Origin of the sequence: Bacillus thermotolerans (genome assembly GCF_000812025.2) — a bacterium.
In the GTDB taxonomy this organism is placed as follows: Bacteria; Bacillota; Bacilli; order Bacillales; family Domibacillaceae; genus Quasibacillus; species Quasibacillus thermotolerans.
This window is the reverse complement of the sequence record NZ_JWJE02000013.1, coordinates 38439-54291: the sequence shown is the minus strand read 5'-3', so window position 1 is coordinate 54291 and position 15853 is coordinate 38439. Positions and strand designations below refer to the sequence as shown.

The window sequence follows — 15853 nt, the reverse complement described above, 5'->3', positions numbered from 1 at the left end:
AAGAATATGAGAAATGATCATGATGATAAAAAAATTGTTGGTGTATATGATACTCAAGATGAGGCAGTAGAAGCGATTGAAGATTTAAAGCGTGAAGGCTACAATACAGATGAAATTTCTATTATCACGAAAAATCGTGATGAGGCAGAGTATGTTGAAGATACAACAGATACAAAAGCAGAAGAAGGCGCGGGAGCAGGTGCTGCAACCGGTGGTGTGCTCGGCGGTCTCGCAGGGGTAGCAGCCGGAGCAGGCGCTCTAGCAATCCCTGGCATTGGCCCTGTCGTGGCTGCAGGTCCGATTGTTGCCGGTTTGACAGGCGCTGCAGCCGGAGCAGGTGTCGGCGGTTTGACAGGTGCTCTTATTGGTCTCGGTATTCCAGAAGATCAGGCAGAAGAGTACAGCAACTATGTGAAGGAAGGAAAAATCCTTGTGCTTGTCGATCGTGAAGCCCGCGTCGTACAAGGTGATGATAGAGTAGTAGAAGGAAGCGACAGAGTAGTAGAAAGAAGCAAAGAAACGTTAGGAAACGGCGAACGGATTGTTGAATCCGAGCGGTTGGTTATCCGCGGAGATGATCATGTCAATGATAACCGCTTAGATAATGATCATCACCTATAATAGCAAAAGCAAAACAGCAGGCCTGCGATCAGGCCTGCTGTTTTTATCCTTCAGTAAGCTCATTTATGGCTTTTCCACTTAAATAAAAACTCCGCAGTTGATACCCCCTTAATCCCTTATTTATCATTACGAACAGAAACCTCCTCGGAAGAGACGGTGAGACCCTCTAGAAGGGGAAAGCAGTCATCATGCTCTTCATTATCATTTGGAGAATTCATGGCTAGAATGTGTGTATCGACACCTTGTCACTATAGGGAAATTCATTGCCCACAAACCCTCTTTTTCAGAGGAAGCCCTCAGTAACAGTAGGCATATGAGAAGAAGCTGTTAATGCGGGGTGACTATTGTGGTGTCTTCGACATGTATGTATCTTTTTTATTTTCTCATGGTTTCCGTTTTCTCCTTTGTGGCTATATAATGAAAAAAGTGCTAACCTTTTATTCCCTCCTCAAAAGAGAATAAAACTTTTCGGGTAACCATGTGAATGCGTTGTTATCACAAGAAAGAATATATATACCATAGAGTAAGTTGAAAAAAGGAGAGCTTATGACAAACCAATTTTCTGTATTAAATACAATGAAACCATTTTTGCAAGAGGCATGGAAAAAGGCTGAATTTCCTTCACCGACGCCCATTCAAGAAAAGACAGTGCCCGTTATTTTAGAAGGGAACGATGTGATCGCTGAATCGCCGACAGGGACGGGAAAGACGCTGGCTTATTTACTTCCTTTGCTTGAAAAGATTGATCCAGCGAAGAAGGCGGTTCAGGCGGTGATTTTAGCTTCTTCCCGGGAGCTTGTTATGCAAATTAACGATGAAGTTCGCGCCTGGGGGGACGGCACTACGTGTGCTGCATTCATTGGGGGAGCGAATATTAAGCGTCAGGTAGAAAAGCTGAAAAAGCCACCGCATGTGGTTGTGGGGACGCCGGGCAGGATCGAAGAGCTTATACAAATGAAGAAGCTGAAAATGCATGAAGTTAAGCTGATTGTACTGGATGAAGGGGATCAGCTGGTGACGCCTGAGCATGCAAGAAAGGTAGAAGGGATCATTAAGTCTACGCTAAAGGATCGTCAGCTTGTGATGTTCTCAGCTACGATTACCAAGGAGGCTGAAGAGCTGGCGAGAAGCTGGATGAAGGAAGCACAGCTTATCAAAGTCGGCAAACAGGCGAAGGCTGATTCTCGTGTGGATCATCTTTATTTTGTATGTGATCATCGAGAGAAGAATGTCATAGTGGAGCGGATTATCCGGGGATTTGAGCCGGACCGTATCCTGGCGTTTGTAAAGGATATAGGAAATGTAAATGTTCTTTCTGAGAAGCTGGCTTACAAAGGATTTGAAAATGCCATCCTCCACAGTGAACTGAACAAACAGCAAAGAGCCAATGCTTTGCAAAGCTTCCGCGATAACCGGTTAACCTTGCTGTTCGCAACGGATATTGCAGCAAGAGGGCTCGATATTAAGGGACTGGATTATGTGCTGCAGTTTGATATGCCGAAGGATGCGGCACAGTACACTCATAGGGCAGGCCGCACGGGGCGCTCTGGAAAGGCTGGGACAGTGATTACCCTTATTACACCGGGGGAGGAGAACCGGCTGAAGAAAATAGCGAATGAGCTGGGTGTTTCACTCGTGAAGAAAACCTTTTATAAAGGGCAGCCGGTTGATGCCGCTGACAGGCCACAAAGAAAATAACTTTTTGTAAAAGGAGCTGGATGATGCTGTCCAGCTCCTTTTACAGCTGTTTAAAACGAAGAGCACCTTTTGAGTCACACCTTGCCGGTTATGGTTGTTTACCGGCTGTTCGCCATTCAAGCGAAAGGCCTGTGTTATGAAATAGGCCGAATTGGGTAATGGTAGGGTATATAAACTTTTGTTCGGGAGGTGAAAGGGGAAGGTGAAAAATGCAGAGGTATGCTTACAGATCCTCCTTCGCTTTCCTTGCCGTCCTTGATTACTGTCAATCTATTGCTTGTTGCCGTCCTGATCGGTTTTTCTGCCTTTTTCGTGGCTTCTGAATTTGCGATTGTCAAGGTCCGCATGTCGCGCATTAACCAGCTGATCGCTGAGGGGAACAAAAAAGCAATAACAGCGAAAAAGGTTGTCCAGAATATGGACGAATACTTATCAGCCTGTCAGTTGGGCATTACGATTACATCTCTCGGCCTCGGATGGCTCGGTGAACCGACGGTAGAGCGGCTGTTTCATCCTGTTTTTGAGGAGATGAATATTACACCGTCTCTAGCTGGTGTGCTCTCATTTATCATTGCCTTTTCAGTGATTACCTTTCTTCATGTAGTAATAGGAGAGCTTGCGCCGAAAACGCTGGCGATTCAAAAAGCAGAGTGGCTGACGCTGAACTTTTCGCCTCCATTGGTTTTATTTTACCGGATCATGTTTCCGTTTATTTGGATACTGAATAAATCCGCCCGCTTATTTACAGGGCTTTTCGGGTTAGCGCCTGCTTCTGAGCATGAAGTAGCCCACTCGGAAGAAGAGCTGCGCATTATTTTATCGGAAAGCTATGAAAGCGGAGAAATTAATCAATCCGAATATAAATATGTTGATAACATTTTCGAGTTTGATGAAAGAATTGCTAAAGAGATCATGGTGCCCCGTACAGAGATGGTCACATTACAAAAGGATTTAACTTGGGCGGATATTACTCAAGTTCTGAAGGAAGAAAAATACACTCGATACCCCGTGGATGATGGGGATAAAGACAACATTATTGGCATGGTGAATATAAAGGAGATTTTTTCTTATTTTTTAACGAAAGATGATTATAATGAACAACCGCTTGAGGGGTTTGTCAAGCCGACAATCCGAGTGATTGAAACCATTCCTATCCATGATTTGCTGCTCAAAATGCAAAGAGAACGGATTCATATGGCTATCTTATTAGATGAATATGGCGGCACATCAGGTTTGGTAACAGTAGAGGATATTCTGGAAGAAATTGTTGGAGAAATTCGTGACGAATTTGACGCAGATGAGCAGCCGGAGATTCAAAAGCTTGGGCAGGATCATTTCCTTTTAAGTGCCCGTTTGCTCATTGGAGGAGTAAATGACTTGCTGGGAATAGATTTATCAGAGGAGGATATCGATACGCTGGGCGGCTGGTTCCTCACGAGACATACAGATGTAAAAAAAGGGGATAGTATCGAGGCACAGGGGTATGAATTTACAATTTGTGAAGTAGATGGACATCATATTCATACCATTGAAGTGCGAAGAAGCAGTCAAGATCAGGAGAACGAAAAATAAATAACAGTAAACAGCCGGCTTTCTAAGAGAGAAAACCGGCTGTTTTTTTAGTGTTCGACTAGCATTTCTAGTATAGCATCGCCGTTTTCAGCGATACGCACCAGCGCAATATTTTTCTCTTCCCATTCTGCTCCGCTTCCCTCGGGAATGAAGAAGTGTTCAATGCCCAGGTCAAGCTGGCCGAACCGCCCGCTTCCTTGGATGATCACAGTTCCTTCTTGAGCTTTTAGGGATTGATCAGCGGGGTGGAACTGAACCGGCTGGTAAACAGGTACATGTTCCTCCTGGTAGACAATGGTTTCGTTCGATTCTCTCAACTCGACTAGCAGCCTTCCTTCCGTTGTTTCGCCGGTTTGCTGTTGCTCCTGGTAGGCGGCATGAATGGCGTAGCGAAGCTCTACATAGTCCCCCTGCAGCATAGAGCGCGGGTCGATGGGAACAAGTTCTAGCGCAACTAATTCACCGTTTTGAAGCAGCTGCTCTTTTTGCCAAAAGACTGCTCCAATAAAGAGAAGCTGAACAAGAAGCACGGCCGTCACCAGCTTTATATTCCACGACTGAATAGTTCGAGCTTCTTCTGTATAGCGCCTTCCCCAGAAGTAGAAAAGGCCAAAGCAAATCGCACTGACGAGGAAAAGCGCGAGTGATTTGTGGAGCAGCTGCCAAATAAATTCGTAATACTTCCAAGTAAGAAATATAATCAGAGCCAGCCATGTTGACCATCGGTACAGCCGGGCGGACCCCTTCGGGTAAGCTAAATGAATATACAGGTAAATCAGCGTGACAAGGTGGAGGACAACAGCCCAAATGACCGGCTGGCCCGCTTCCTCTATAGTCATGAACAGAAAGTAAGCAAGTGACAGCCAGTAAGCGGGAAGACACAGAACATGCTGCTTTAAATGAAAGAAAAGCATAGCATTCAACAAGCCAAATACTAAAAGGATAAGTCTGAGCCAGCTGGTGGATAATCCCACATCTGAAAAAGTGTATAATACGGCTGCCAAGGCGGCTCCGTTAGCTGCTGCGTAATAAAAGGCTCTTCCCCTGATGTTTGGCAAAAAGTTGAGCACGATAAATAATGCAGTGATCACCCAGAAAATCCACGCATCTCCCTTTATGAAGGAAGCAAGAAATACAAATGCAATGCCGGTGATTTGTAAAGTCAGGCGAATGACTGCCCATTCTCTCTTACTGATGGCCCAGCTGGCTGCCAAACAAAGTATGCCGGCAGCGAGGAAGCCAATCCATATATTAGCGCCGAAGCTGAACAAAAGAATAACGAATGAGCTGATTGAAAAAATGGCAATCAATGTGCCTAGAAAAGAGAAAATACCGACGATCAGTTTGTACGTATATCGCTTCCACTTCTCCTCAGCGTGCTCGGATGTCTTTGCTAGTTTGGTCAGTACATAAATGCTGAATACGAATAGTACGAACAGCAGAGGAAAGCCTGCCAGGAATACGTTCTCACCGAGAACACTGAAATAAATAATAAAGCCATTATATACAGCGTATATACCAAAAGCGAAAAGGTGGATAGCCATTTCAGCCGGGTGTTTTGCCCGCTCGGTCATGTAGCTTCGCCAATAAACGTATATAAAAGCTATATACAAGGTGTGAAGAAGAGCGTAAAAGAGTGACATAGAAGTAAAGTCTTCCACTAGCTGGTAAATAGAATGAGAGTTTAGAATGAACAGTGCACTATACTGGGCGACCGCTAAGGCTGCCAAACTTAGCTTTTGCAGGCCTGCACGTTGAAGCCAATAAAATAAGAGTGAATGCCCGGTGATTACCAGCAAATGAATGATGAGCTCTTCTGTCTCAGAGTATTCCAGCCATACACCGGTTGGATAGATTTTAAGCCATATGGTCAACTCAAATAATAAAAATGCCATCCAGTAGAAGGGCTGATACTTAGTTAGAAAGGCGAAAACGAGAACGGGGATCAGCCATATGAGAAACAGTGTGTAAGAATCCGCATGAGAGTTAAACATTTGTCCGATTAAGGCAACAGCTGCACCAAAGGACACAGCAGAAGCAACAAGCCACCAATTGCTTAAATAAAGGAAAGTAGCGCTCTTTTTATAAATGACAGACAGAATGAAACAGCCGGAAACCAGTAACAGGCTTAGTGCTAGCTTCACTGGGCGGTCCATGAGCGGCCAGTTTGAAGCAAAAAAGTAAATAACACCCGACAATAAAAAGACTAGGCCGAGAATATAAGGAACGTCTCCGCGTTTATGGGCAAACATGACGGTCAGTCCTCCTTTTTCGAAAAATTTCCATTTGGGCTAATATAAACGAAAAAAATAAAGAAGTCACGAGCTTTTTTTATAGAAGGAATGTGAAGGGAATAAGTAGTCTTCAGTTCTAGTGGAAACAAATGTTATAATGAAGGATAGAGTGAAACGAAAGGATGTTAATATGAGCAAAACAGTAGTACTTGCTGAAAAGCCATCTGTTGCCCGTGATATTGCCCGCGTCTTAAAGTGCGGCAAGAAAGGGAACGGCTTTTTAGAAGGTGATCGATATATCGTGACATGGGCACTCGGACATCTCGTGACATTGGCGGACCCTGAGGCTTATGGCAATCAATATAAAACATGGGACCTAGCAGAGCTTCCGCTGATTCCTGACCGACTGAAGACAGTGGTCATTAAGAAGACAGGTAAGCAGTTTCAGGCGGTAAAAACGCAGCTTAACCGGAAGGATGTTAAAGACATTGTTATTGCCACGGATGCTGGACGTGAAGGGGAGCTCGTTGCCCGCTGGATTATTGATAAGGCTCATGTAAAGAAGCCGGTCAAGCGCCTATGGATTTCATCCGTTACGGATAAAGCGATTCGTGAAGGATTTAAGAAGCTAAGAGATGGACGGGAGTATGAGAACTTGTATCGCTCAGCAGTCGCAAGGGCAGAAGCGGACTGGTTAGTGGGTATCAATGCTACGCGCGCACTCACGACAAAGTTCAATGCCCAGCTGTCATGCGGGCGCGTTCAAACACCAACCTTAGCCATCATTCAAAAGAGAGAAGAAGAAATCAAGCACTTCAAGCCGAAAAGCTATTATGGGATAACAGCGGTGGCTGATGGCGTCAAGCTGACATGGAGAGACAATAAAACAAACGATACAAAAACATTCTCCAAGGAGAAGCGGGACGAGAGCCTTAAGGCAATCCGCGGCGAGGAAGCAAAGGTCACCCTGGTGAAGAAGGCGGCTAAGAAATCGTATGCGCCGGAGTTATATGATTTAACGGAGCTGCAGAGGGATGCGCATAAGCTGTTCGGCTATTCCGCGAAAGAAACGCTTTCCATCATGCAGAAGCTATATGAGCACCATAAACTTGTAACGTATCCGCGGACCGATTCCCGTTATTTATCGAGTGATATGGTTTCTACGTTAAAAGAGCGGGTAGAAGCAGTAGATATTCATTCTTATGCGAGATTCGCAGCAAAAATTAAAAAACAAGGCATTAAAACAAATCCAGCTTTTGTCAATGATGCAAAGGTGAGCGATCACCATGCAATTGTTCCTACCGAACAGACAGCCATTCTATCGGATTTGAGCGATAAAGAACGGAAGATTTATGACCTGATCGTGAAGCGCTTCTTAGCCGTTTTGCTGCCGCCGTTTGAATATGAGCAGACAACTGTGGAAGCGGTAATCGGATCAGAAGCCTTTTCAGCAAAAGGGAAACGCATCCTTTCGCTTGGATGGAAGGAAGTCTACGGAAAGGAAGAAGACGACGAGGAATCTCTTCCGGCTTTAAAGCAAGGAAATATCCTGCGGGTACAATCGTTAAAAGCCACAGAGGGAGAGACTAATCCGCCTTCTCGCTTTAACGAAGGGACGCTTCTCTCAGCGATGGAAAACCCGGCTAAGTATATGGAAGAAGGAGACAAGAAATTAAAGCAAACCTTAAGTGAGACAGGCGGACTGGGTACAGTAGCCACCAGGGCGGATATTATTGAAAAGCTGTTTAATACGTTCTTAATTGAGAAGAAGGGAAAGGATATCATTCTCACGTCAAAGGGCAAGCAGCTGCTAGAACTGGTACCGAGCGATTTACGTTCACCGGCACTGACAGGCGAGTGGGAGCAGAAGCTAAATGCTATCGCGAAAGGCAAGCTAAAATCTGAAGCATTTATGAAAGAAATTCTTCAGTACACTAAAGCGGTGACCAATGAAATCAAGCATAGTGACAAGAAGTTCAAGCATGATAACGTGACAGGCAGCCACTGTCCGGATTGTGGAAAGCTGCTCCTTGAAGTAAAAGGGAAAAAAGGAAAAATACTCGTCTGTCAAGACAGAGAGTGCGGCTATCGCAAAAATGTAGCTAAGCTGACGAATGCACGCTGTCCGAACTGTCACAAGAAACTGGAGCTTAGGGGCGAGGGAGAAGGACAAATATTTGTGTGCAAATGCGGCCACAGAGAGAAGCTTTCTTCTTTCCAAAAACGCCGGAAGCAGGACTCTCATTCGAAAGCGTCAAAGCATGAAGTGAATAAATATTTGAAGAAGCAGTCGAAAGAAGAGCCGGTGAATACAGCGCTGGCTGACGCGTTAGCCAAGCTGAAGTTAAAGGAATGATAGTCAGTAATATTGTGCACGCAGGAAGTTCTTTGAAATTGAGATAAAACAGAGGCTTCCTGTTCCTCCCGGGCATATGTCCGGGAAGTGTGTTTGCTGTTTTTGCAGAATAATCTGATAGACAGCCCTTGTATTTTCTGGAGTCTGCTGTCTATAATGATGTATTATAACTTGAAATTTCACATTTACGAGGGGGGTTAGGGGCATGCCGATTAATATACCGAAAGAATTGCCAGCACGGGAAGTGCTCGAGAACGAGAATATTTTCGTCATGGATGTCGACAGGGCAAGAAGCCAGGATATCCGGCCTTTAAATATACTAATTTTAAATTTAATGCCTGAAAAGGAAAAAACAGAGGCCCAATTATTGCGGCTGCTCGGTAATACACCGCTTCAAGTAAATATATCCTTCCTTCACACAGCTACACATGAATCTAGAAATGTGAGCAAGTCTCATTTAGAGCAGTTCTACACAACATTTGAACAGGTAAGGGACAAGCGGATAGATGGAATGATTATTACTGGAGCTCCGGTAGAGCGAATGGACTTTGAAGGCGTGAATTACTGGGATGAATTAAAGGAAATTATGGACTGGGCAAAAGCAAATGTGACTTCCATGCTTCATATTTGCTGGGGAGCTCAAGCTGCACTTTATCATTATTTCGGTATTGGAAAATTTGAGCTGCCGAAGAAGTGCTCAGGTATTTACAGACATACTGTGAATGCTCCTACTGTGAAGCTCATGCGCGGGTTTGATGATATATTCTATGCTCCGCACTCTCGCTACACAGATGTCGACATAAATAAAATTGAAGCGCACAATGAGCTGGAGCTGCTTGCCTCTTCGGAAGAAGCGGGTGCCTTCATGATTATGTCGAAGGATGAACGGCATATTATGGTGACAGGACATCTGGAGTACGATGCTCATACTTTAGCAGAAGAATATGAGAGAGATTTAGCGAAAGGGCTCGATATTGACATGCCAGAAAACTATTTCCCGGACAATAATCCGACAAATAAACCGTTAAATAGATGGCGTTCGCATGCTCATCTCCTATTCTCCAACTGGCTGAACTATTATGTATACCAAGAAACACCATATGAGTGGAAATGAAAGGGAAAGGGGATACAGTCTGCAGAAAAGGCTCGTGTTCAGCTTTCCTGATAAACTGAAGAAACCCGGGAATAACCCGGGTTTCTTTTTAACTATAAAACTCTGTTCGGCGGTCTTCGAAGATCGGAATGCGTTTTCTGATTTCTGGTACTTTTTCTGTATCGATTTCACCGATGAGCAGCTCTTCATCTTCGCCTGCTTCAGCGATAACCTCTCCCCAAGGGTCCACGATGATGGAGTGGCCGGCAAATTTATTGTTCGGATCTGCACCGCTGCGATTGCAGGCAACGACATAGCTCTGGTTTTCGATGGCGCGGGCAATAAGAAGCGTGCGCCAATGGTCAACACGAGCAAGTGGCCATTCAGCCGGAACAAATAATACGTTTGCTCCGTTCAGCACGTGTTTGCGCATCCATTCAGGAAACCGGATGTCATAGCAAATAAAGGCAGCCATTTGCTCACCATCAAGCATGAAGAGTCCATCTTCGTTTCCGGCCTGAAGGAACTTCTCTTCCTCCATTAGACGGAATAAATGAAGCTTGCTGTAGGTTTTTACAAGCTGGCCATCTTTGCTGATGACGAGCAGCGTATTTTCGACGCCTTGTTCTTTGCGGTTGGCTACAGATCCTCCGACTAAATGCAGCTGGTGTTTTTGGGCTTGCTCCTTAAGAAAAGCGATAGCTGCTTCTGCATTATCGTCTGCAATTTCATCCAGACGGGTTAAGTCATATCCTGTTGTCCATAATTCAGGAAGAACGACGAGCTGGCAGCCGTTATCAGCGGCTTCCTGCAGGCGTTTTTCTACACGCTTATAGTTCTCTTCGGGATCTCCGAAGGCGATATCCATTTGTACACATGCTACTTTCCACTTCACTGTGCTGTCACGTTCCTTTCTATACGTTTACTGTTTGCTCTTTACATTTTCCTTATCTTCCGTTATACCATTAATAACGATAATTTGAAAGCAGAGGTTAAGAATATGAAGAATTTTAAGACATCGAACCGCCTTCAAGCTGTGCCTGAGCAATTTTTTGCCAAGCTTGAACAAAAAGTAAAAAAAGCAGCGTCTAATGCTGATCGGCCCATTATTAATCTGGGACAAGGAAGCCCTGGTGAGCCGGCTTTCGATCATATTAAAGAAGCTTTAAAGGAAGCGGCTGACAAGCCGATCAATGATAAATACCCTCCGTTTCCGGGATTCGCCTATGCTCGAGAAGCTTGTGCTGAATTTTATAAAAGAGAGTACGGAGTGGAGATAGATCCTGAGAAGGAAGTATCTTTGTTAATTGGCGGGAAGGCAGGATTGGTTGAGCTGCCGCAATGCCTATTAAACCCTGGAGATATAGCGCTTGTGCCAGATCCGGGTTACCCTGATTACTGGTCAGGCATTGCGCTGGCTGAAGCGGAAATGTACATGATGCCGCTAATAGAGGAGAATAATTTCCTGCCAAGATATGAAGATATACCGGAAGACATCTTGAAAAGAGCAAAGATTATGTTTGTGAATTATCCGAATAATCCAACAGGAGCTATGGTGGATGAGGAATTCTTTAAGGAAACTATTGCCTTTGCGAAGGCACATGACATTTGTGTCGTACACGACTTTGCTTACGGTGCCATTGGTTTTGATGGCAAACGACCGGTCAGCTACCTTGAAGTAGAAGGGGCGAAGGAGAATGGTATTGAAATTTATACAATGTCTAAAACATTTAATATGGCCGGCTGGAGAATCGGGTTTGCTGTTGGCAATCCAAGCGTAATTGCCGCTCTTGATTTAATGCATGATCACTTGCATTGCGGCTTGTACGGTGGTATTCAGGAAGCGGCAGCAGCTGCTTTGCTTGGACCTCAGGATGAGGTGCGTGAGCAGGAGAGAATGTACGAGAGACGACGAAATTTGCTTATTAATGGATTGAATGAAATCGGATGGAAAGTGAAAGCGCCACAAGGCTCATTTTTCTCTTGGCTGAAAGTGCCGGAAGGGTATACATCTGAGGAATTCAGTGATCTTCTGCTAGAAAAAGCCCAGGTGCTCGCAGCGCCGGGAATTGGCTTTGGTGAACATGGAGAAGGATACGTCCGTGCAGGTCTTGTAGCATCTGATGAAAAAATTAAGGAAGCGATTGAGCGCATTGATGCTCTAAATCTATTTAATAAATAAGTTACCATGAAAAATGAGAGCGCCCATCGAATGGGGCGCTCTCATTTTTGTTGCTTTAACGTAGACGGTTAAAGCTAGTAAACTTGGATTTATAATATGAATTGCTTAGGCTGCTGATTGTAATACCGGCAGACGAGCTAGCGTGAATGAACTGATTGTTTCCTACATAAATTCCCATATGGGAAATTCCTGGTTTGTATGTGTTGCTGAAGAAAACAAGATCGCCTACCTGAGGAGAAGAAACACGAACTGACTGACGGTAATAGCCCTCTGTATTTGTGCGGCTAATCTCCATACCGGCTTGTTTAAATACATAATAAATGAATCCGCTGCAATCAAAGCCGGAAGGGCTGGCACCGCCCCATACGTAAGGAACTCCTTGATAGGACTTGGCAATATTGATTACATTAGATGAAGAAAAAGAGCCTGGTGCAGGAGAAGTGATGCCCTTAACTTGTCCGTTGATTGTAAGCGTCTGGCCAACGGAAATAGCATTACCTGCTAGACCGTTCATTTCCTTCAATGCTGCTACGCTTAATCCATGACGGGCAGCGATGCTGTATAATGTATCGCCTTTTTGGACGGTTACTGTAGCGGAATTCCCTCCGGTTGAAGGGGAAGCTTGTCCAGTTAGTTTTAAGGTTTGCCCTACATAAATAGACTCGGAGCTTAAACCATTTAATTGTTTAATAGATTGCACGGTCATGCCGTAGCGGGCCGCAATGCTGTATAGCGTATCACCGCTCGTTACAGTATAGGTGGATGGTGTTTTTGAGTTGATGTTGTTAGCTGAATCAGGAACAGTTAATGTAGTATTGGCATATATCGTATTGCCGGAGAGATGATTTAATTTCTTTAGGGTATCTACAGACGTACCATGCTCTTGAGCAATGCTGAACAAGGTGTCTCCGGGCTGGACAGTATACTGTGCCGCATCTGCGGTAGTTGCTGCTCCCATAGTTAGAAGCAGAGAGGCCGTGAATATCATTACTTTTTTCTTCATCAAATGATTCCCTTCCTTTTACACATAGAATATAAGTGCTAACAATGAACAAGGTTACAAGATTTCTAATTCGGCAATCTTTTCCATATTTCTTCATTGTTCAATAAAATTATCGGTAAAAAAAGAGAATAGTTGAGAGAAATATAAAAAAAATGAAGAATAATAAAAAGTTTTGAAGAAACCGTATGATTTACCTTTGTCAAACAAAAAAACCGGCCCCTCCAGGAGACCGGTTTTTGCCTTGTATTTAATTATTATAGACGGTCGTGGTTATCATATCTGTCCGTTAATTCATCGTCGGTACGGCGATTTAAGAATTCACGGCTAGTTGCGCGTTCATCATCTACTTCAAGGTCGCCAACGCCTTCCACGTGAGCCTCTTCACGCTTCACTGTGTCGTGTACAGTTTCAGTGTCCTGTACTTTACGTTTTCCTACGATTAATTCTTCTTTAACGACAGGACGTTTTGAGACTTCCACTTGCTCCTCTGTGATTGGAATGCGAATGCTATCGTCCTCATCAACCACTGGTGTAGAATCGAAAGATGCAACTGGTTCGTCTACTGGGCGACGCTCAACATATACTTCATCGCGCTCTACGTTTACATCAACGGTGCGCTGCTCTTCAACTACATCTTTGTCTACTTGCACTTCACCTGTTTGTACGCGCTCTTTGTCTACTTCTAGCCGCTCTTCGCGAAGCTGCAGGCGTTGTTCTTCATCAGTAAGGTCCGTATTGTCTACTCTTTCAGCACGTACGCCGTCTACTTGATCTACTTCGCGGTCCATGCCAAATGCGGCTGTACCGAGGGCAGGGTCAGCATCGGCCGTTAAGTTACGGTCACGGTAGAACTGCTCATAATCTTTATCGACGTAAAGAAGGATTTTGCCAGCCTGGATGTCGCTGTAATATCGGTTTGCTTCTTCGTCGTTTAATCCCATGTTCCGTAACCCGCCGCGTACTTCGTCTTCTCCGGAAAGAAATGCCATGAACTTATCCATCCAAGAGCCATTATTTGATGCGGCATCTACTTCTACATCAGTACGTCCTCTTAGCAGGGATACGCTATCCTCGTCTCTTGTTACAGCATAAATATCTGAATCAGTATAACCTTCAGTTTTTAATTCCTCAATCTTGCGGATGGCTTCATTCTGATTGTTAAATACTCCGATAAATTTCTTGTTGTTTTCCATGTGTATAGCCTCCTAGTAATTAAGAATTTCTAACTTGCGTCTGGTTTTTTATTACCCGGTGTGATAGAATTAAAACTTTATAATCTTAAAAGAAATCTCGGTGATACGGTTGCTGATTCGGGGGGATGACAGCATCATCTGTTACTGACGGTTCTGTTATTTTGCTGTTTTCCTGCAGCCGCTGTCGCCTTTCCGCCTCTTCTCTCGTTGGAAGAGGAGAAGCGGAATGAGCATTTCCTGCTTGACCACTATTAGGTCTCGCACGTTCCTGGTCTGCTGCTGTTTCCTGCCGAGCTTCTTTCGACTGGTCCATTACAAGTAAGATGAGCTCGTTGTCAATATCCTTATAGTAAGCTTCTGCATCACCTTCAGATAGACCGAATTCCAGCAAATATTCCTTGATCGGCTGATCCTTTGTAAAGATGGATTTGACCTTTTCTACGATTGAAGGGCCAGCAGAAGTGACTTCTGCTTTTGTGTTGTTTTGAAGTCTTAGATGAAAGTCTTCATCCTTCGTTATCGCATACAATTGATTGGCATCATACCCTTTTGCCTGCAAATCCTCAATTCGCCGAATCGCATCAATATCACTTTTACACAATCCAATGACTTGTTTGTCGGGCATTTTTCCTCCCCCATTCATCTTCCGTGTCATCACTGTATAAGTACCCCCTGCCTAATATTGAAAACATGAAAAAAGTTGAATGGAAGGAAAATGAGCCAGGTTTGTCGAATGAAGTAAGCGTACATATGTACATATAAGGAAGAAAAAGGGGGAAAGTTCATGGTGGAAACAGAAGTAAAAACAGCCGATTTATGTGATGAGCACGCGAGTGAGCTGGAGGTATGTTATCTGGATTTGAAATCTTACGGAGGCAAAAAAGGTTTCTTTGGGCCAATTTCAACTGTCAAAGTATTTGAAGACAATGTGCTTGTAAAAGAAGCCTTGCAAACTATTCCCGAGGGAAGCGTCCTAGTAGTGGACGGGGGAGGTTCAAAGAGGTGTGCCTTACTCGGAGACCGTTTAGGGGATATCGCACAGCAACGGAAACTAGCCGGCATTATTATTAATGGTTGCGTACGAGACACCGCTGAGCTGGCTAAGCAAAAGGTAGGCATATTGGCTTTAGGGAGCAATCCGTTAAAAAGCATTAAAAAGGGCCAAGGCGAACGAGACATTACTCTGCAATTTGGAGAAGTCCGCTGGCAGCCCGGCCATTATGTATATGCTGATGAGGACGGCGTCGTTCTTTCCGCTAAACCATTACATAAATAACTGTCTTTTTCGGTGAATGATAAGTGCAGAAAACGGAATAATCTGAAAAAACCCGCCAAAAGGCGGGTTTTTTAGTAATTTACTAAGCCCTTCGATCATGCTGCGAAGAATTTTCTTCAAAAGAATCATGGTCTTGTGGCAATTGATCAATTCGGCTCGCATCAGTTGAGTCGAATGCTTGGCGTAAAAAATAAACCATGATGAGTCCGACAAAAAGTAATAAAACAGCCAAGCCAATCACTGTTAGTGCGTCCATAAGCCCGCCTCCTTCCGCATAAAATATAATACTTATTATATACTTATTCCACGTTTTGTTCGTTTAAAACCTAAAGATGGGAATTGGTGTTTAAATAGACTGAAGGTTAGCAAAAAACACTGTAAGGGTTGTTCATTTGATGTATAATAACACTTAGCGGAAAACTACATAATAGGAGTCAGGTAAAGCTGCGTCAAGCTTTTAAAAGGGCAAGCTGGTGAAAGTCCAGCGCGGTCCCGCCACTGTAAGTGAAACCTCTTGTGTTTCATAAGCCAGAAAACCTGCCTGATTCGTATCACCGGTGAACCTACGTGGATATGGGAAGGTGTGAAAGTGCTAGAAGGCCTGTTTCTTAGGACTATCGGCTCT

The 15853-nt window shown here is 44.2% G+C and carries 13 protein-coding genes and 1 riboswitch; of the genes, 7 read left to right on the top strand and 6 right to left on the bottom strand.

The annotated features are described in order from the left end of the window. Positions 1-6 precede the first annotated feature (6 nt). The 3 genes from QY97_RS07240 (at position 7) to QY97_RS07230 (ending at position 3891) form a co-directional block, all read left to right on the top strand. Positions 7-621, top strand: coding sequence for a general stress protein (locus QY97_RS07240; RefSeq protein ID WP_083965826.1), 615 nt, complete (start codon positions 7-9; stop codon positions 619-621). A 546-nt stretch (positions 622-1167) separates the two neighbouring features. Beyond that, positions 1168-2319 carry a DEAD/DEAH box helicase gene (locus QY97_RS07235; RefSeq protein ID WP_039234970.1) on the top strand — a complete coding sequence of 384 codons (1152 nt, stop codon included), beginning with the start codon at positions 1168-1170 and terminating at the stop codon, positions 2317-2319. Positions 2320-2574: 255 nt separating this feature from the next. Beyond that, a complete protein-coding gene (locus tag QY97_RS07230) occupies positions 2575-3891 on the top strand; it encodes a hemolysin family protein (RefSeq protein ID WP_039235044.1) in 1317 nt (438 codons plus the stop codon). A 47-nt stretch (positions 3892-3938) separates the two neighbouring features. Here the strand turns inward: QY97_RS07230 and QY97_RS07225 are convergent, their stop codons facing one another. After that, positions 3939-6143, bottom strand: a complete 2205-nt coding sequence (locus QY97_RS07225) for a GDYXXLXY domain-containing protein (RefSeq protein ID WP_039234968.1) — start codon at positions 6141-6143, stop codon at positions 3939-3941. Between the two features lie 172 nt (positions 6144-6315). Here QY97_RS07225 and QY97_RS07220 point away from each other — a divergent pair, with 172 nt between their 5' ends. Continuing rightward, positions 6316-8481 (top strand): DNA topoisomerase III, encoded by a 2166-nt coding sequence (locus QY97_RS07220; protein ID WP_039234965.1) that lies wholly within the window; start codon positions 6316-6318, stop codon positions 8479-8481. Positions 8482-8686: 205 nt separating this feature from the next. Beyond that, entirely contained in the window at positions 8687-9595 is a 909-nt protein-coding gene (metA, locus tag QY97_RS07215; RefSeq protein WP_039234963.1) for a homoserine O-acetyltransferase MetA, read from the top strand. Positions 9596-9683: 88 nt separating this feature from the next. Here metA and QY97_RS07210 read toward each other — a convergent pair whose 3' ends face one another. Further along, a complete protein-coding gene (locus QY97_RS07210) occupies positions 9684-10469 on the bottom strand; it encodes a carbon-nitrogen family hydrolase (protein ID WP_039234961.1) in 786 nt (261 codons plus the stop codon). A 105-nt stretch (positions 10470-10574) separates the two neighbouring features. Here QY97_RS07210 and QY97_RS07205 point away from each other — a divergent pair, with 105 nt between their 5' ends. Continuing rightward, on the top strand, positions 10575-11756 hold the full coding sequence (locus QY97_RS07205) for a pyridoxal phosphate-dependent aminotransferase (RefSeq protein ID WP_039234958.1): 1182 nt from the start codon (positions 10575-10577) through the stop codon (positions 11754-11756). A 55-nt stretch (positions 11757-11811) separates the two neighbouring features. Here the strand turns inward: QY97_RS07205 and QY97_RS07200 are convergent, their stop codons facing one another. From QY97_RS07200 to QY97_RS07190, 3 genes are all read right to left on the bottom strand, one after another. Beyond that, a complete protein-coding gene (locus QY97_RS07200; protein ID WP_039234955.1) occupies positions 11812-12759 on the bottom strand; it encodes a C40 family peptidase in 948 nt (315 codons plus the stop codon). Positions 12760-13013: 254 nt separating this feature from the next. Next, complete coding sequence (locus QY97_RS07195) at positions 13014-13952, bottom strand: YsnF/AvaK domain-containing protein (protein ID WP_052728941.1); 939 nt, start codon at positions 13950-13952, stop codon at positions 13014-13016. Between the two features lie 85 nt (positions 13953-14037). After that, a complete protein-coding gene (locus QY97_RS07190) occupies positions 14038-14607 on the bottom strand; it encodes a general stress protein (protein WP_229731561.1) in 570 nt (189 codons plus the stop codon). 129 nt (positions 14608-14736) lie between these two features. Here QY97_RS07190 and rraA point away from each other — a divergent pair, with 129 nt between their 5' ends. Next, a complete protein-coding gene (rraA, locus tag QY97_RS07185) occupies positions 14737-15228 on the top strand; it encodes a ribonuclease E activity regulator RraA (protein WP_039234949.1) in 492 nt (163 codons plus the stop codon). 82 nt (positions 15229-15310) lie between these two features. On the opposite strand, the gene QY97_RS20630 is transcribed toward rraA, so the two are convergent. Continuing rightward, positions 15311-15484 (bottom strand): hypothetical protein, encoded by a 174-nt coding sequence (locus QY97_RS20630; RefSeq protein WP_166701682.1) that lies wholly within the window; start codon positions 15482-15484, stop codon positions 15311-15313. Between the two features lie 163 nt (positions 15485-15647). After that, a riboswitch (cobalamin riboswitch) is annotated at positions 15648-15787 on the top strand. Positions 15788-15853 lie beyond the last annotated feature (66 nt).